We start from the raw sequence: 17,618 nt of genomic DNA, 5'->3' as shown, positions 1-17,618 counted from the left end.
AAGCCACTACGTGTTTTAAAGGTATATTTTGGTGATTATTTACAGAATAGCCGATTTTTTTTAAAAATCCTTACAAAAAATAATAGATAGCTGTGAATCTTAGAGTTGGGTTAAGGAGCGTAAGAATTTAATATTAATGTTTATTTCCGTCTAATTCTTCAAATTTGAAAGATCCAATTATGACTTTTCTATATTGAAAAATTAACAAGGTTAGTGTTAATAAGGCGAAATTTAAGGTCATAATTAACAGCCCTATAGGTAAGAAATTCTCGTGTAATTCTATTTCCTCAAAATTATTAATAGTACTTAAACGATAGATAGATTCAAAGAATTTAAATACATAAATAGAATATATAAAGTATAATACGTACTCTACATTTCGCAATTGTGGATCTGCAGCTTTTTTGGTGATTAACTTAACTAAAATTAAATAGAGGTACGTAAAATGTACCACGGAAAGTATTGGAAAGATATAATTATCGAATTTTAGAAAATAGAACTTGTTGGTGTAAAGTCCGTAAAAGCTAAAAACATCAAGTATTAAAAGCAATAGTGTAGACAATAACACAAGTACCCTTGGGGGAAAAAGGCGTATTAAAAAATGCATAAGTAGGTTTATTTGGCCTTTGGGAGACCATTTAGGTTAAAACGACTCGTGATTTTATTTATTTGAAATTATTCGTTGAACGGCAGTGAATGTTGAGAACTCCTAAATAGTTGTTGTAAGAATATCCATGAAATACCAATATTCTCGTTTTACTTAATTGGATCAGGGTAATTTATTTTTTTAGAGAATCCGTTTTGCTATTATTATATTTGAAGAACTAATAAACGCTAACAATGAAAAAAATACTATTAACCTTAGTAGCATTGCAATTTGCAGTGGTGCTCCATTCACAAAGTAAAGTAGAAGATGTAAAGAATTTTACACTTTCTAACGGAATGAAAATTATGGTTTTAGAAGATCATAGTATTCCAAATGCTAATATGTACCTTTTTTGGAAGGTAGGATCTAGAAATGAATACCCGGGAATAACGGGGCTTTCTCATTTTTTTGAGCATATGATGTTCAATGGTTCTAAAAAATATGGTCCTAAAATGTTCGATAGAACAATGGAAGCTGCTGGCGGAAGTAATAATGCATATACAACAGAAAATATTACGGTGTATACAGATTGGTTTCCTTCGGAAGCTATGGAAGTTATATTTGATTTGGAGTCAGATCGTATCGAAAACTTAGTTTTAGATCCTAAAATGGTAGAGAGTGAGCGAGGAGTGGTATTGAGTGAGAGAAGCACAGGTCTAGAAAATTCTAACTTTCGGAATATATCTGATGCAGTAAAAGGCTCGGCCTTTATGGCACACCCTTATCGTTGGTCTGTAATTGGTTATGAATCTGATATTAAAAATTGGACCATTGATGATTTACAAACCTATTTTGATACCTATTATGCACCTAACAATGCAGTAGTTGTTATTTCTGGGGATGTAAGCTTGGAAAAGGTGAAAAAGATGGCAAAGCAATATTTGGAGCCTATTAAGGCACAGCCGGAGCCAAGAAAAGTACATACGGTAGAACCGGAACAACGTGGTGAAAAACGTGTGATGGTGCATAAGAATGTGAGTACGCCTAATGTTTTAATAGCCTACCATGTACCGGAAACAAAACACGAAGATTACTATGCTTTAGATCTTTTGAGCGCCGTATTGAGTAGTGGTAAGAGCAGTAAATTGTATAGTAAATTGGTTAATGGCTCACAGTTAGCAACCAATATATTCACCTATATGCCCGAGAGTTTTGATCCAAATCTTTTCTATGTCTTTGGGATAGCAAATCAAGAGGTATCTGCTGATAGTCTTGAAAAAGGCATTTTTGAAGTTTTAGATGATGTCATTGTTAACGGAGTTACTGAGGAGGAGTTGCAAAAAGTAAAGAATCAAAAATTAATGGAATTTTATAAAACCTTAGAAACCATCAATGGCAAGAGTAATACTATTGGGACTTATGAATTGTATTTTGGGGATTATAAAAAGATGTATGCCGCGCCTTCATTTTACGAAAAAGTAAGTGTTGCAGACTTGCAAAGGGTGGCGAAGAAATATTTAATAAAGCGCAATCGAACAGTTGGCGTGTTACAAAATAACGAATTAGCAACTGATGAGGAATCAAAATAAGTCAACATCAATACTTCTAAAAGAATCTTATACTATGAAACATACTATAAAAACTATCATTTTCTCTGTATTGGCACTGCTTATGCTTGGTACTGCTGCAGCTCAAGAAAAATTTAAACTTCCCGAGTACACTAAGTTTCAATTAAAAAACGGATTAACCGTATATTTAATGGAGCAACATGAGGTGCCACTTATTTATTTGTCAGGCGTTTTTCCAGCAGGAGCAATTTACGATGATATAAGTAAAAGTGGATTAGCGAATATAACGGCAGAATCTCTGGCCTTAGGAAGCAAGAACTTTACCAAGACTGAGATTGAAGAGAAGGTAGATTTCTTAGGGGCGACATTAAATGCTGGAGTTGGTTTAGAGTTTGCATATTTGAATGCATCGTTTATGCAAAAAGACCAGAAGGAAATACTAACTATTATAAAGGATATTTTATTAAGTCCTACTTTTCCTCAAGAAGAATTGGATAAAATTTTAAGTAGGAGGTTGGTAGAATTAGATCAAAGTAAAGAGAGTCCTAGATCGGTTATAGGGAATTATTATAACAGCTTTATTTTTGGAGAGCACCCATATAGCCATGCAGAAAGTGGTATAAAATCGGCTTTAGAAACAGTAACTAAAGCAGATGTGGTTAATTTTTATAAAGAAACATATAGTCCCAAAGCATCTGCTATTGCTATTGTGGGTGATTTTGAGGCAAAAAGAATGAAAAAGCAAATGGAATCTTTATTTGGCGCTTGGAAGGCTACAGAGATTCCTAGTTTGAAGATGCCAGAGATTATAAAGCATAACAAGTCTCGTGTTTTAGTTGTAGATAAAGAAGATGCAACAGAAACCACTTTTTATATAGGAGGACCGGGTATCGCTAGAAATAATTCGGATTATGTAGGGTTAGAGGTTATAAATACAATTCTTGGAGGTAGGTTTACTTCTTGGTTAAATGATGAGTTACGGGTAAATTCAGGGCTTACTTACGGTGCCAGTAGTTGGTTTTCTCCTTATAAGTTTGGCGGTACCTTTACTATGGCTACATTCACAGCCAATGAAACAACAGAGCAAACAATAGATTTGGCTTTGGCCACTTATAAGAAGCTACATGAAAAAGGCTTGGATCAAGAAGTGTTATTATCTGCTAAGAACTATGTAAAGGGGCAGTTTCCGCCCAACTATGAAACCAATAGCGACTTGGCAGGTTTATTGACGGATATGTTTACCTATGATTTTGATGAGGCGTATATCAATACATTTAATGACCAAGTAGATGAATTAACGGTTGAGAAAGCTGGGGAATTAATTGAAACGTATTTTCCAAAAGATAATTTACAGTTTGTTTTAATAGGTAAAGCCTCTGAAATAGGGGAAATGGCTAAAAAATACGGAGAAGTAGAGCAAGTAGAAATTACGGCAGACGGATTTTAAAATCTGATTTAATTTTTATAAAACCCCATCATTAGGAATAATGATGGGGTTTTTATTACACTACATTCTCTATCAATATTGAAATTCTACGGCGAATGAAATTTGAAAACAGTTAGATGCGCGCAAAAAGAAGTAGGTTATATGTTTTATATAAATAGTACTTTTACTTTAGATTTATTATTACATGCAAAGAATCCGTTATTATTACCTTGTTAAACTTCAATTTTTAGGTTTTAGATACAGTGGTTGGCAGAAACAACCAGATCAAAAAACTATAGAAGCAATGTTGGTAAAAACGCTGAAGTATATTTTAGCAGATCAGAAGTTTAAAATATTAGGAGCGGGGAGAACAGATGCTAAAGTTTCTGCTTTAGATGCAGCGTTTGAACTTTATTTAGATGACACTCCAATAGCTGTACTTGACGATTTTTTAGAATTATTTAATAAAAATCTTCCTCCAGATATTCGAGTGATGAGTATTAAAGAGGTAGATCAGGCATTTAATATCATTCAAAATAGTAAAGAAAAAGAATATATTTATTTGTTTGCTTATGGTAAAAAAAGCCATCCATTTTGTGCTCCTTATCTCGTTACTTTTTTAGATGATTTGGATCTCGATAAAATGAATCGCGTGGCACTTTTTTTTGAAGGAACACATAATTTTAAATCCTACACCGCTAGGGTACAGGAAAATACAAAGGTAATTAGAACCGTTACTTCATCTGTAATAAAAGAGAATACAATTTTGGAAGCTAATTTTTTTCCAAAGAAAACGTATGCATTTCATGTCAAAGGAGAAGGGTTTATGCGTTATCAGATTCGGATGATGATGGGAGTATTGGTACAAGTTGGAAAAGGTGAATTGTCAGAAGAAGAGGTGTTAGATTCTTTAAAAGAAGACAGTAATATGAAGCTCCCGTTTGTGGCTCCTGGCTCTGGCTTAATTTTAAATCAAGTAGATTTTAATATCTTAGACTAGCGCTAAGCTTGTTAAGTAATGAATGTGATATAATGAAGAAACCAAAGTTTAAATTAAGAACTAAAAAACCTTCAAAACTTCATAAAATTATGGGGAAGGCACCTGGTACGGTAACGTACATGGGGCAAAGAGAAGGAGCCAAATCTGTTTTATCTGTAATTAATTATGATGAGAATACCTTAGATATTCATGAGGTAGTTGATTTAGGACAGATAGATTTTCATCAAAAATCAGAATTTACTTCATGGATAGATGTTGTAGGGCTTAGTGATGAGTTATTCATAGCACAATTAGGGAAGTTGTCTCAAATAAACCCTTTGGTATTAGAAGATATTGTTAATACGCAGCAACGGCCAAAAATAGATGAATATGAAAATTACATCTTTGGTGTTTTTAAAATGTTGTACCTGAATGAAAACCAAGAAATTGTTAGTGAGCACCTCGCAATGGTATTAATGGAGTCTTCTGTAATTGTTTTTCAAGAATTGCAGGATGATGTTTTCGATGGTTTACGAGAGCGTATTAAATCAAAATCGGGAAGAATCCGAACACGTGGAGCGGACTATTTATTTTTCGCATTGCTAGATGCAGTGGTAGATAATTACTTTGTAATTCTAGAGCATATCAATCACAGAATTGAGATGCTAGAGGATGAAGTATATGATAATCCAACCAATGATGTGGCTCATAGAATTCAAGAATTAAAGAAAGAAGTACTTAAATTAAGAAGACAGATAGCTCCTGTTAAAGAATTAGTAGGTAGGTTGTTAGATTCTGAAAATTCTTTAATTACAAAAGACACAAAACTGTTTTTAAGAGATGTTCAGGATCATTGTATTGAAATAAATGAGAGCCTTCAGATTTATAGAGAAATGTCTATGAGTTTGATGGAAATGTATATGAGTAATATGAGTAATAAAATGAATGAAGTCATGAAAGTGCTAACCATTATGGCTTCCATATTTATTCCGCTTACTTTTATAGCTGGTGTGTATGGAATGAATTTTGACCATATGCCAGAATTGCATTCAGAGCATGGGTATCCCATTGTTTGGGGGGTAATGATTGCTATGTTTATTGGTATGTTAATCTACTTCAAACGCAAAAAATGGCTTTAAAAGTACTACTCATCAAATAAACCAGAAGATAAGTAACGATCACCCCTGTCACAGATTATGCTCACAATTACACCGCTATCTAATGTATTTGCTAACCGTATAGCGGCCGCTGTAGCACCACCGCTACTCATGCCTGCAAAAATACCTTCTTCTTTGGCTAGCCTAAGTGTCATTGCTGTTGCTTCGTCTTGACTCACTTCTAACACAGTATCTACCTTAGAGGCGTTAAATATTTTAGGTAAATATTCTTGTGGCCATTTTCTAATGCCTGGAATACTAGAATTATCAGTAGGTTGTACGCCTACTATTTGTATAGCCTTATTTTGTTCTTTCAGATAGGTAGAAGTACCCATTATGGTTCCTGTAGTGCCCATTGATGAAACGAAATGCGTTACTTTTTGGTCCGTATCTCTCCAGATCTCTGGGCCCGTAGACTTGTAATGTGCTTTCCAGTTGTCATCATTTCCAAATTGATTTAACATCACAAAACCATGATTTTTCACTTTGTCTTCCGCGTAATCTCTTGCGCCTTCAATACCAATACTAGAAGAGGTTAGGGTTACGGTTGCTCCGTATGCTCTCATGGTTTGTACGCGTTCTACGGTAGCATTCTCAGGCATTACCAATTCTATGCTTAATCCGTAGATATTAGCAATCATAGCTAAAGCAATTCCAGTATTGCCGCTAGTAGCTTCAATCAATTTTGTATCTGTAGAAATATCTCCGCGATCTAGAGCACTTTTAATCATATTTAAAGCTGCTCTGTCTTTAACGCTCCCACCTGGGTTTTGCCCTTCTAGCTTAAAATAGAGCTTTACCTTAGGGTTGGTGTTCAAAACACGAGATTCTACAAGGGGTGTATTTCCTATTAAATTTATAATATTATGAGACATTTGGAGCTGTTTTAATTTTAATTTCTGAACTGTGGTAAACAGTAGAGTTTGGCGGTACAGAAGAGGTTATGAAAGCATTTCCTCCAATAATACTATTAGCGCCAATTACAGTTTTACCACCAAGAATAGTAGCATTGGCGTATATGGTAACGTTATTTTCAATGGTAGGGTGTCTTTTGGTCTTGCGTAAGTTTTTAGCAACATAAAGTCCGCCTAACGTTACTCCTTGGTAAATTCTGACATCATCCATGATGACAGCGGCTTCACCTATAACCACACCAGTTCCATGGTCAATAAAAAATGATTTTCCTATCTGTGCTCCGGGATTGATGTCTACGCCAGTTTGCCTATGGGCATACTCAGTCATTAACCTAGGTACTAAAGGAAACCCTTGTACATATAATTCATGCGCTAGCCTGTAAATAGCAATCGCATAAAAACCTGGATAGGCCATATAAACTTCTTCAATAGAAGATGATGCAGGATCACAATTAACAAATGCCTGCGCATCTAGATTAAGCTTTTCTAGCACTTCGGGTAGTTTAACTACGTAACTCTCCCAAACCTTCTTACAGGGCTTATCAATTTCCCAACAACCTAGTTCTACCAATTCGTCAAATAAACGCTCTAAGACGTCTAAATTTTCTTCTACTGGGGTGTCAATGTCAAAAAGCGTGTAAAACAATTTATCGGTAAACTGTTGTACCTTCTCTTTTAACTTAAACCTTAGGTTAGGTTGTGTTTTGTGTTGATTTATCTTGTTGATAATAGACTCTGAATCCATAATGCTGAAATGAATATCAAAATTAACCAATATTTTAAAAGACGCTTGCTTAATTTGGTTAAGTTTCTTGTTAAATTCGTTGTAAAAATAAGTCGCATGGCAACCGAAGTACTAACAAAAGAAGTATTAAATTTTCTAAAACAATTAGAAAAGAATAATAATAGAGCCTGGTTTGATGAGCATAAAACTATCTTTAAAACACATGAGAGTAAGGTTAAAGACTTGTATGGTAGTGTTTTAGAAGGTCTCAGAGCTACGGATGAAATAGAAAAATTAAAAGTGTTTAGGATTTACAGAGATGTGCGCTTTTCTAAAGATAAAACCCCTTATAAAATACATTTTGCAGGATCATTTTCTAGAACAGGAGCAAAATTACGAGGAGGCTATTACATAAGAATAAAACCAGGAGATAGTTTTATTGCGGCAGGATTCTGGGATCCAAACAAAGAAGATTTGTTTAGAATTAGAAAAGAGTTAGAGGTTGATTCAGAAGAGTTTAGAGGTGTAATAGGGAAGTCTTCCTTTAAGAAAGTTTGGGGAGATATTACGGGTGATGAATTAAAAACAGCACCAAAAGGATTTGATAAAGAGCACGAGAATATTGATTTGATACGTAAAAAGCAGTTTATTTTTGTTAAAAAAATGACAGATAAAGAAGTCTTGTCTCCAAATTTTGTGGAAGAGGTGACTAAATCATTTGTGGCAATTCGCCCATTTTTTGACTTAATGAGCGATATTTTGACTACCGATTTAAATGGTACTTCTCTTTTAGACTAAAGCTTCGTTTTCAAAAAATTGAATTTGATTTTTTAGTCGTTCTACCACCATATTCATCATTCTCTTGTTTAAGGCAGAGGAGTTTTGGATGTAGTCTTGATACTCTTCAACGGTAAATTGTCCAATAATCATCCCTTTCAGGGAATTACGGAATTTTATATCTTTTTGAATAGCATTTTCAATATACACAAATCGCTTCTCTATAGAAAGACTGTAGTAGCTGTTCTTGTGTTTTTTGATATAGTTTTTGAAAACATCGAGTAATAAAGGGTTCTGTAGTTTTAGTACAGGGCGTAATGTTTTGTTTTGGAAGTACTCTTCGATACTCATGGTATCAGAAATTCTAGCCGTAGCAATGACAGGTCGAATCTTTTTGAGACTGTGTGATCTTTCGTTCATCAGTTCTTTTTTTTTAAAGATAAGATTAAGATTTCTTGAATTTGACCCTGCTTACATTTACTTTTTAACGGGTTTATGAACAATTGAATTTTTTTGGAATAGGAATTTGAGTATTTTCTTCAATCAAAATTATTAAATTAGAGAATTCTATCTACTGATAATTCGGGATTCGGAAATTGGCAAAACTTTGCGAATTAAGATTATTTTACCCTAAAATACTTTATTAATTTTGCACTCAAAAAGATATAATTATGAGATTTCACACAAGAAAATGGGTTAAACCAGAAGACTTAAATGCCAATAATACATTGTTTGGAGGAAGGGTTTTGGCTTGGATAGATGAAGAGTGTGCCTTATATAGTATTATTCAATTAGAGAATAAGAAAGTGGTTACTAAATACATGTCGGAAATTAATTTCATGAGCACCGCTGAAAAAGGGGATATAATTGAAATTGGTATTGAGGTTGTAAAATTTGGAAAATCGTCTTTAACCTTAAATTGCGAGGTTCGTAATAAAATGAATCACGAAACTATAGTGACAGTAGACAATATTATCATGGTGAATTTAGGTGAAGATGGCAAGCCTTTGTCACATAATAAAACAAAAATAGAATATGTTAAAGATAGATTAGCTGCTCAGTCGTAATTGATTGATTTTAGGTTGTTTGTGTTAAATTATTGTATAGTTTAGTTAAAGAGTTAAACGTTTTTATTTCAGCTTCTTTAAGATATTCATGTCATAGACTCCTCGTAGTCTGCTTAAGTTCTACTTATTTAAATATTTAAAAATCAGATTGTTATGAATAGCAATCTGATTTTTTTTTGTTTCAAATTTTAATTTATATAGATGATTGACGCGCTTTTTAGGGTGAACGGCATCTATATAAAGCCTTCTTACCTCATCTTTATCGAGTTACACAACAGTATTGGTTTGCTAGGTAACATTTAATTGTGTAACCATCAGTATTTCAGCAATTTTATAATGTGAATGCTAAGATCAACCTATCAAATAACATATTTCACAAAAAAAATAGAGTAGTAACCCAAATTTATTTATTTTGAAATCTAACGAATTACTTTCGTACATATCTGATTTAGAGTCAAAACTGAATAGTTTTTCTTTTGAAGAACTTACTTCAGATGAGGCAGTTAGATTAAAAAATTCTTTCCAAGCTTTCAAAGAAAAAATAGAAGCTAAAACACAAAAAAAGGAAAGAGTCGATTCTGTAAGAAGGGTAAAATCTCTAAACGGGAATCTAAAAAAAAGAAAGAAGGCGGTTACTACCTCTAATGAAGAACAGCTTATTGCTAGGGTCAGCCATGAAATAAGAACACCACTAAATGGCATCGTTGGTTTTACGGAATTACTGTCAGAAAGCAGCTTGACCGAAGATCAGAGTTCCCATGTACAAGCTATAAAAGGTGCTTCTAATACATTATTAAATTTAATAAACGAGTTATTAGAATATTCTAAACTTACTTCGGGCACAGCCTATTTTGAATCTGTTGATTTCAATTTTCATAACATCGTGAATGATGTTTGTTACTTATGTGAGACCCTCATTGTAAATCCTAAAATTGATTTTAATGTAACCTACTCGGAGGCTATACCTGAAAATTTAATTGGTGACCCTTCTAAATTATCGCAAGTGCTTTTAAACTTGATAGGCAATGCTATAAAATTCGTGGAAGTTGGTAGTATACATTTAACAATAGATGTGGTTAAGAAGAGTAAAAGCAAGGTGGTTTTAGATTTTTCAGTTACGGATACAGGAATCGGAATAGCGGCAGATAAGTTGACTACTATTTTTGACTATTACAAGCAAGCTTCTGATGATACCCAAAAAAATTATGGAGGTACAGGCTTAGGGCTTAGTATTGTAAAGCATATTATAGCATCTCTAAATGGTGAGATTTCTGTAGCGAGCGAATTAGGTGTAGGTACTACATTTAATTTCTCTTTACCTTATGAAATAGGGCAGCCTAAAGATTTTGTTTCCAATGTTCTTGTAGATGAAGAAATTCTGGAGCAAGAGCGCCAAGTAGGAAAACTTAATATTCTTGTTTTTGAGGATAATACCATGAATCAAAAATTAATACAGAACCGCCTAAATAATTGGGGGTGTTCTAATTTTATAACAGATGATTTAACAGAGGGTGTTGCCATCCTCGAACATTATAAAATAGATGTTATTTTAATGGATCTACGGATGCCGGTAACCAGTGGTTATATCGTGGCCAAGGTAATCAGAGAGCATCAAAATGATCGCATTAAAAACTTGCCAATTATCGCTTTAACGGCAGATTTTTCTATTAAAGATAAGAATCTTTGCGCAGCTACGGGTATTAATGATTATTTATTAAAACCCTTTGACTCCAAGGTATTGCTTCAAAAAATTACAAAAAATACAAATACATTTAACCAAATTGACCCCATGAAATCCCCCCAAGTAATTTCAAAAATCAATGCAGTAGAGTCCTGTAACGTCAACCTTTCTGATGTTATCGATGATTGTTTAGGCGAAGTAGAAATGCTAGAAGAATTAGTAATGCTTTTTAAACAAAACATAGTTGAGTTTATTGGTAAAACCAAAGTAGATTTAAAAAACGCTGATATCAAAGGAGTGCAATTTAATACGCATAAGATTAAAGCAGGTTTACGGATCATGAGAACAGACGGTTTGCTTCGTATCGCAGAGCAAATGCATAAAGTATGTTTAGATGACCAAGATTTTAAATATCTAAATTTTCTTTTTGATTGTTTTGTAAAAGAGTATCCGGTGATTGAAAGTGAAATAGCAACAGCTATAGCGGCATTTAAAAAAGATAAATAATATGGATGCGATAAAACTGCTGTTGGCAGATGATGACCAATTACTCGCATCTCTTTTAGACTTTCGTTTAAAAAAGGCGGGATATAAGGTCAAAGTCTGTACGGATGGCAAAAGTGTAAAAAAATATTTAGAAACAGAAAGGCCAGATATTATCGTGTCAGATATAATGATGCCTTACTTTTCAGGCTTAGAAATAACAGATTACGTACGAAACGAATTAAAATTATCAGTTCCAATCATTATTTTATCATCCGCAGGGAATGAGGAGAATGTATTGAGCGCATTTAAATTGGGTGCTAATGACTTCCTGGCAAAACCAGTAAGCCCCGCCGAATTACTACTTAGACTCCAGAAAGAGCTCGCAAGAATCTAATTAAAATAAATACATTTGAAGTTCCCCCAACTCAAAATATTTCATTTGATAAGTGCCCCTAAGATCCATACGGATATTTTGTGGGATTTATCTGCCTTGTTTGTAATACTTGCAGTGTTGTATTTTGTGGCTATTTTTTTCTTTAGAAGTAAATTTCTAAAGAAGTCTGCAGATACCAACAGGCGTAAAAATATTTTAGCGCCATTAGTCAGTGAATTCTTGTTTTATCAAGAAGAAGAAGGGTCTAAGGAGGAAAAGAAAAGTTACATACAGAAAAAAGTAGAAATTAGAGAGCTTATAAAAGATCCTATAAATGAGATGGTCTTGACAGAAATTCTTCTTGACCTTAAAAAGGATGTTTCTGGAGATACTCGAAAACAATTATTTAAACTGTACAAAGATTTAAATCTAGAATTGCGCGCATTTGAAAAGCTTAAAAGCTGGAAATGGCAAAAAATTTCACAAGCAATGTTTGAGTTAACTCAAATGCAGGTCGCAGAATCTTATGATTTTATTAGTGGGTTCATTAATGATAAGAGATCTGTAATTCGTAAGCAAGCAGAAATTTCATCGGTTACTCTAGATAAGGATGGATTATCATACTTCTTAGATACTACTACCTATCAAATTTCAGAATGGCAGCAACTTAAAATTTTAGAAGTACTTTCTAATTATGATGATTTTGAGGCGCCACGATTTTATAGATGGTTAACCTCTAAGAATAAGCATGTCGTATTATTTGCATTAAGGCTTATAAAACATTATGACCAGAATGATTCAAGAGGTTCTATAGTAACTTTAATCAGGCATAAAAATAACAGCATTAAATTGGAAGCTATAAACTGTATAAAACAATTTTATATTGTTGAAGCAAAACCAACGCTAAAGGCTGCTTTTTGGCGTAATAAGGCAAATGTTAAGCTGGCGATTTTAGATACATTAGCTGAATTTGGTGATAAAGAAGAGATTTTATTTTTGCTAGATGTAGCGAATAAAGAAAGTAATTTCACTGTAAAAAGTAAAGCCTTAAGTGCTATAAATTCTATTCAACCAGAATATATTATACCTACAGAAGATATTGAGTTATTTGATGAGGACGCGGAAGAGCCACCATTAAATTTTAATACACCTACAGAATTAACAGCAGATAAGGAAAATCTACTTGAAGAAATACAAGAAGTTTCTGAGGATACATTGCCACAAGTAGATATTATAGATCGGATGTATGCGGCTATGGTCGAATTTGTACCAAAGGAAATTCCGATAAACGAGCAATTGGTAGATCAAGAGATTTCCGGGGTAGAGGTAGAGCAGCTTCTCCAAGAGGAAGCTACCCTTGGTAGTATTGCAGATCTTCCTTTTGAAGAAGAAATAGATGCTGCTATAAATGATACAGATGACGAAATTTCTGTTTTTTCTGAAGAGGAACAGTATGAAGTTTGTAATTCTACAGAGGAATTATCAGCAAGCTATCAAAGTATTTTCAAATCTTTGTTCGAGAAATCAGATGATGACTGTAAGCTATTGTTGTTAGATGAGATGCTTAAATTGGCAGATGAAAAAGATCTACCTTTTTTAAACAGTCTAACAAATTATCCCAACCCTATTATAAAGGATAAAGTTGCTTTTATTAAAAAAGGATTGCATGAAAGATTGGAAAAGCCTCAGCCAGCTGAGGGTATTGAAGATTCGGTCATAGAGGTGTTGAATGAGATTTCAGAAAATTCCTATATCGATGAAAGCCAAATGATAGATGATGTCATAAAGAAAGAATCCATATGCGCACTAAAACCTCGAGTAGTGAAAAGTTTAAAATCTATGGAGCTTTGCTTCTTAGAAGATGATATTGGAGCAAATTCTTTAGATCTTTTTGATATTAATTTCCAGATTGATGCTACAACCGATGAATTCAGATCCTCTGTACGATCCATAGAAACCGCCCTTACTACAGAACATGAGCAAGCATTAACAAAGGAAGAGCATGGTTTTTTTCAAAAGTTTTTAGATTTTCCAACGACGCTAACAGATAAGCTAAATGGATAGTGGGTTTTTCAATATCATTTTAGAATATATAAACATTGTTTTCTTTTTGTTTACAGCGGTTTTGTTTACCCTTTTTACAATTATGGGGTATTTGTCTACAAAAGGCTCTTTACACTATAAAAATAAAAATAGTTTTGGCGATTTGTCTAAAGTTATGGCATCCCCATTAGCACCAAGTCTTACGATTGTTGCGCCCGCATTCAATGAGGGAATGACCATTGTAGAAAATATTAGATCACTACTGTCATTAAAATATGTGAACTACGAAGTAATGGTAGTGAATGATGGTAGTAAGGATGATACACTTCAAAAAATGATAGACGCCTATGATTTGGTGAAGATAGACCAGCCTATAGATCCTAATTGGAAGTCTAAACCTATCCGAGGAATCTATAAGTCTACGCAACAGTCTTTTTCTAAGCTTACTGTAATAGATAAGGAGAACGGAGGAAAATCTGACGCCTTAAATACTGGAATGCAACTATCAGAAAATCAGTTTATTGGTTGTATAGATGTAGATTGTTTATTGCTTCCAGATGCCTTGTTGCATGTGGTAAAGTCTTTTTACCAACGTTCAGAAAAACGTGTAATAGCGGTTGGAGGGGTTATTCGGGTAGCAAATTCTTGTGTTATTAACGGAGGGGCCTTAGAGGAAATTCGCTTGCCTAAAAACTGGTTGGCAAGATTTCAGCTTTTAGAATATACCAGGTCATTTTTATTAGGTAGAATGGCTTTTGGTCGTATGGATAGTCTATTGATTATTTCAGGAGCCTTTGGTTTTTTTGATCGTGAAATAGCCTTGGCTTGCGGTGGTTATGATACCCATACCGTAGGGGAGGATATGGAAATAGTCTTCCGGATGCGTCGGTATATGGTAGAACATAAATTACCGCATACGATAGAATACATTCCAGACGCCCTTTGTTGGACCGAGGTTCCAGAGAGTAGAAAAATACTGGTAAACCAACGAGATCGTTGGTCTAGAGGGAATTTTGAAACGCTTTACAAACATAGAGATATGTTTTTTAATCCTAAATATGGTCGTTTAGGGATGATTAGTTATCCTTATTGGTTTTTTTATGAATGGTTAGCTCCATTGTTAGAGTTTTTTGGTTTCTTTTCTATCATCTTATTTTACTTTTTGGGGATTTTAAATCTCCCATTCTTTCTAGCCATTACAACGATGATTTACATGTACTCCATCATGTTTAGTTTCTATGCTATTCTATGGGAGGTGTATTCCTATAATGAATATAAAAATGTGAAAGATATTCTAATATTGATGGGGTGTGCCTTGATAGAGCCATTTGTGTTTCATCCAATTGTTGTATTTGCAGCAGTTAGAGGTAATTATAAAAAGTTATTTAAAATTAAATCTGGTTGGGGAACAATAACACGTAAAGGGTTTGCAAAAACTACGTAATTATGGAAGTTAAGGTAGATGTACTTCGCAAAGCGACGTTAAGAGGATATACGCGGTTAATGCTAGCTTACTTGTTTTGCCTTGTATTGATTTCTGTTTACCAATATATAGCGCTCTATCTTAAAGGGGTTACAGACAGTATATTTGGAATGAGCTTTTTCTTAGCTGTAATTCACCATATAGGTTTTAGTGCACTGATAGCTTTATTGCTTGTAATTCCATACCGTTTATTAGAGCATTTAAAACCGCGACTAGGAATTAAATCTATTTTCGGAGTTGTTGTCCTTTTATTAGTAGTTGAAGCATTGCTGGTAGGGTATTATACGCGTACCTATATTCCTATGGGAGCAGACCTATTAAGTTATTCTTTACAAGACGTTTATACGGCTATTTTAAAGACGAGTAGGTATGGTGTGCTGCCTGTAATTACATTAGGGCTTATCATAGTCGCTTTTTATAGTTTTTTCAAATTCACAGGTTCATTTTATCATTATATAAGTAAAATGTTTCCATTTACGATTGTGTTAATGAGTTTATTCTTGACCACGCTATTTACCGAACGTAAGCCTATAAATGATAATAAAATACAGCATTTAGTCTATCATTTAATAACAACATCTCTAGATAAAACAACATATATAGCAACAACAAAATTTCCATTACTGCAACCAAATAAACCTGAAGATGTATTAGGTGTTTATTTTAATCTTCAAGAGGAAGCGCCAAATTTAGTATTCATTATTGTTGAAGGTTTAGGTCAAGATTTTGTAGGTAATGAAGCTGAATTTGGGGGTTTTACGCCTTTTATTGATGAATTAACTCAAAAATCGCTTTATTTTGATCACTTTCTAAGTAATACCGGAAGAAGTTTTGGAGTGGTTCCTTCTTTGTTAGGATCGCTACCTTTTGGTAAAAGCGGATTTTTGGATGTTCAAGAAATGCCGAATAAACTGACATTATTTGGAGTTTTGAAAAATAACGGATATCATACTAGCTTTTATACCGGCGCAAATAGTTCTTTTGATCACTTAGATCAATTTCTAAGGAGTGAACGCGTTGATGTTATCATAGATAAGAGTAAGTATGAAAGAATATACAAACTACAACCTGCCGATGCTGCAGGAGCTTCTTGGGGGTATCCAGATAAAGAATTATTTAAAAAAGCATTATCGGTTCATAAGTCAGGCCGTATGCCCAGATTAGATGTGTTTACTACCTTGACCACACATGAGCCTTATTTGACTCCAAATCAAGAGTATTACGATACTAAGGTTGCGCGTATTTTAGAAAATTCAAAGCGTTATGATCCGCATACGCAAAAAATAATATCAAAAAATAAAGCTGTTTTTAGTTGTCTCCTTTACGGAGATGATGCGCTACGAAATTTTATGACGGCCTATCAAAGCAAGCCTTCTTATGGTAATACAATTTTTATCATTACAGGAGATCATAGATTGGTGCCTATTCCGCAACATAATACTTTAACTCGATATCATGTGCCTTTGCTATTTTTTAGTCCTATGCTGAAAGATCCTAAGAAAATTAGCGCAGTTTCTTCTCATGTAGATGTGGTGCCAAGTATATTGGCAATGTTAGCTGTAAAATATGCAATTGATTTACCTCGTGAAACTGCTTGGTTAGGATCGGGATTGGATATGCATTCTACTTTTCGTATCAACAAAAACATCCCATTGCTGCGTAATAAAAATGAGCTAAATGATTATGTAGCACAAGATAAATTTTATACGAATGGAGATTTGTTTCGCATTAAGAAAAATATGGAATTAGAAGAGCTAGTCGCAGATAACGGGCGCTATGAAAAACTGTTGCAAGACTTTAAGGGCTTAAATAATTATGTAACTGCTGAAAATAAAATAGTACCCGCCGATCTTGTGTTACATAAAGTCCTGCCAGAAAATTTCACAAAGGAAGAGACTGTTTGGATCAATAGTCAATTTAATGGAAGAGATTTTGATAATGCTTATGAAACGGCCAAACAACTTGCCTTTGATGGAGACTATGATAAAGCTTCATTGTTGCTAAAGTTTATAGCGTCAAAAGTTCCAAGCCATATTGATGCTAAAATTTTAAAAGGCCGCATACATGCTTGGCGTAAAGATTTTAAAACAGCTTCTGTTGTATTAGAAGAGTGTTTGAAAACCAATCCTAATTATGACGATATCTACTTGGCCATGCTAGATGTTTATTTCTGGTCTAATGAGAATGAGAAAGTATTACTTCTGTTTGAGAAAATTCAAGACAATAAAATAAAGAATATAGAAGTTACTAAAAAGGTAAAGAGATCATACCAAATACTTCAAGATAAGGGCAAAGAGTCTAATACCTTAATTGTAAATGCGGCTATTGAAGCATTTACGGCTTCAGAGATTTAA

At 33.8% G+C, this 17,618-nt stretch carries 15 protein-coding genes; 11 read left to right on the top strand and 4 right to left on the bottom strand.

What is annotated here, in order from left to right:
* Window positions 1–133: 133 nt before the first annotated feature.
* Window positions 134–607 (bottom strand): hypothetical protein, encoded by a 474-nt coding sequence (locus M666_RS17075; RefSeq protein ID WP_024481212.1) that lies wholly within the window; start codon window positions 605–607, stop codon window positions 134–136.
* A gap of 233 nt (window positions 608–840) precedes the next feature.
* On the opposite strand from M666_RS17075, the gene M666_RS17070 reads away from it, so the two are divergent.
* The 4 genes from M666_RS17070 (at window position 841) to corA (ending at window position 5,698) form a co-directional block, all read left to right on the top strand.
* Window positions 841–2,175: a M16 family metallopeptidase gene (locus tag M666_RS17070; protein WP_025615503.1), complete on the top strand. Its 1,335-nt coding sequence runs from the start codon at window positions 841–843 to the stop codon at window positions 2,173–2,175.
* A 34-nt stretch (window positions 2,176–2,209) separates the two neighbouring features.
* Entirely contained in the window at window positions 2,210–3,601 is a 1,392-nt protein-coding gene (locus tag M666_RS17065) for a M16 family metallopeptidase (protein ID WP_226989926.1), read from the top strand.
* A gap of 184 nt (window positions 3,602–3,785) precedes the next feature.
* The gene (gene truA, locus M666_RS17060; RefSeq protein ID WP_029445204.1) at window positions 3,786–4,580 is read left to right on the top strand and encodes a tRNA pseudouridine(38-40) synthase TruA; all 795 of its coding nucleotides are present in this window, start codon (window positions 3,786–3,788) and stop codon (window positions 4,578–4,580) included.
* Between the two features lie 32 nt (window positions 4,581–4,612).
* Complete coding sequence (gene corA, locus M666_RS17055) at window positions 4,613–5,698, top strand: magnesium/cobalt transporter CorA (protein WP_029445205.1); 1,086 nt, start codon at window positions 4,613–4,615, stop codon at window positions 5,696–5,698.
* Between the two features lie 5 nt (window positions 5,699–5,703).
* On the opposite strand, the gene cysM is transcribed toward corA, so the two are convergent.
* Both cysM and epsC read right to left on the bottom strand, forming a co-directional pair.
* Window positions 5,704–6,591 (bottom strand): cysteine synthase CysM, encoded by an 888-nt coding sequence (gene cysM / locus M666_RS17050; protein WP_029445206.1) that lies wholly within the window; start codon window positions 6,589–6,591, stop codon window positions 5,704–5,706.
* Complete coding sequence (epsC, locus tag M666_RS17045; protein WP_029445207.1) at window positions 6,581–7,375, bottom strand: serine O-acetyltransferase EpsC; 795 nt, start codon at window positions 7,373–7,375, stop codon at window positions 6,581–6,583. Before epsC ends, cysM begins: the two co-directional genes overlap by 11 nt.
* 96 nt (window positions 7,376–7,471) lie before the next feature.
* On the opposite strand from epsC, the gene M666_RS17040 reads away from it, so the two are divergent.
* Window positions 7,472–8,152, top strand: a complete 681-nt coding sequence (locus M666_RS17040) for a DUF2461 domain-containing protein (RefSeq protein WP_029449616.1) — start codon at window positions 7,472–7,474, stop codon at window positions 8,150–8,152.
* Here the strand turns inward: M666_RS17040 and M666_RS17035 are convergent.
* Entirely contained in the window at window positions 8,144–8,551 is a 408-nt protein-coding gene (locus M666_RS17035) for a hypothetical protein (RefSeq protein WP_024481204.1), read from the bottom strand. The genes M666_RS17040 and M666_RS17035 overlap by 9 nt on opposite strands.
* Before the next feature lie 251 nt (window positions 8,552–8,802).
* On the opposite strand from M666_RS17035, the gene M666_RS17030 reads away from it, so the two are divergent.
* From M666_RS17030 to M666_RS17005, 6 genes are all read left to right on the top strand, one after another.
* Entirely contained in the window at window positions 8,803–9,198 is a 396-nt protein-coding gene (locus M666_RS17030) for an acyl-CoA thioesterase (protein ID WP_024481203.1), read from the top strand.
* Window positions 9,199–9,610: 412 nt separating this feature from the next.
* Window positions 9,611–11,386, top strand: coding sequence for an ATP-binding protein (locus tag M666_RS20105; protein ID WP_029445209.1), 1,776 nt, complete (start codon window positions 9,611–9,613; stop codon window positions 11,384–11,386).
* A 1-nt stretch (window position 11,387) separates the two neighbouring features.
* Window positions 11,388–11,759 (top strand): response regulator transcription factor, encoded by a 372-nt coding sequence (locus M666_RS17020; protein WP_029445210.1) that lies wholly within the window; start codon window positions 11,388–11,390, stop codon window positions 11,757–11,759.
* A 15-nt stretch (window positions 11,760–11,774) separates the two neighbouring features.
* Complete coding sequence (locus M666_RS17015) at window positions 11,775–13,802, top strand: HEAT repeat domain-containing protein (RefSeq protein WP_151198084.1); 2,028 nt, start codon at window positions 11,775–11,777, stop codon at window positions 13,800–13,802.
* The gene (locus tag M666_RS17010) at window positions 13,795–15,225 is read left to right on the top strand and encodes a glycosyltransferase family 2 protein (RefSeq protein ID WP_029445212.1); all 1,431 of its coding nucleotides are present in this window, start codon (window positions 13,795–13,797) and stop codon (window positions 15,223–15,225) included. The genes M666_RS17015 and M666_RS17010 overlap by 8 nt, the downstream gene beginning before the upstream one ends.
* A gap of 2 nt (window positions 15,226–15,227) precedes the next feature.
* Window positions 15,228–17,618 (top strand): LTA synthase family protein, encoded by a 2,391-nt coding sequence (locus tag M666_RS17005; RefSeq protein ID WP_029445213.1) that lies wholly within the window; start codon window positions 15,228–15,230, stop codon window positions 17,616–17,618.

The sequence above is a fragment of the Cellulophaga baltica 18 genome (assembly GCF_000468615.2).
GTDB lineage: Bacteria > Bacteroidota > Bacteroidia > Flavobacteriales > Flavobacteriaceae > Cellulophaga > Cellulophaga baltica.
The sequence above is the reverse complement of the archived record's forward strand: the minus strand, read 5'-3'. Positions and strand labels throughout refer to the sequence as shown.

Excerpts from the sequence above, each read along its gene's own strand:
- M666_RS17005 (WP_029445213.1), top strand. The coding sequence starts at position 15,228 with ATGGAAGTTAAGGTAGATGTACTTCGCAAAGCGACGTTAAGAGGATAT.
- M666_RS17070 (WP_025615503.1), top strand. The coding sequence starts at position 841 with ATGAAAAAAATACTATTAACCTTAGTAGCATTGCAATTTGCAGTGGTG.
- corA (WP_029445205.1), top strand. The coding sequence starts at position 4,613 with ATGAAGAAACCAAAGTTTAAATTAAGAACTAAAAAACCTTCAAAACTT.
- M666_RS17030 (WP_024481203.1), top strand. The coding sequence starts at position 8,803 with ATGAGATTTCACACAAGAAAATGGGTTAAACCAGAAGACTTAAATGCC.
- M666_RS17075 (WP_024481212.1), bottom strand. The coding sequence starts at position 607 with ATGCATTTTTTAATACGCCTTTTTCCCCCAAGGGTACTTGTGTTATTG.
- truA (WP_029445204.1), top strand. The coding sequence starts at position 3,786 with ATGCAAAGAATCCGTTATTATTACCTTGTTAAACTTCAATTTTTAGGT.
- M666_RS17040 (WP_029449616.1), top strand. The coding sequence starts at position 7,472 with ATGGCAACCGAAGTACTAACAAAAGAAGTATTAAATTTTCTAAAACAA.
- M666_RS17035 (WP_024481204.1), bottom strand. The coding sequence starts at position 8,551 with ATGAACGAAAGATCACACAGTCTCAAAAAGATTCGACCTGTCATTGCT.
- M666_RS17010 (WP_029445212.1), top strand. The coding sequence starts at position 13,795 with ATGGATAGTGGGTTTTTCAATATCATTTTAGAATATATAAACATTGTT.
- cysM (WP_029445206.1), bottom strand. The coding sequence starts at position 6,591 with ATGTCTCATAATATTATAAATTTAATAGGAAATACACCCCTTGTAGAA.
- M666_RS17065 (WP_226989926.1), top strand. The coding sequence starts at position 2,210 with ATGAAACATACTATAAAAACTATCATTTTCTCTGTATTGGCACTGCTT.
- M666_RS17020 (WP_029445210.1), top strand. The coding sequence starts at position 11,388 with ATGGATGCGATAAAACTGCTGTTGGCAGATGATGACCAATTACTCGCA.
- epsC (WP_029445207.1), bottom strand. The coding sequence starts at position 7,375 with ATGGATTCAGAGTCTATTATCAACAAGATAAATCAACACAAAACACAA.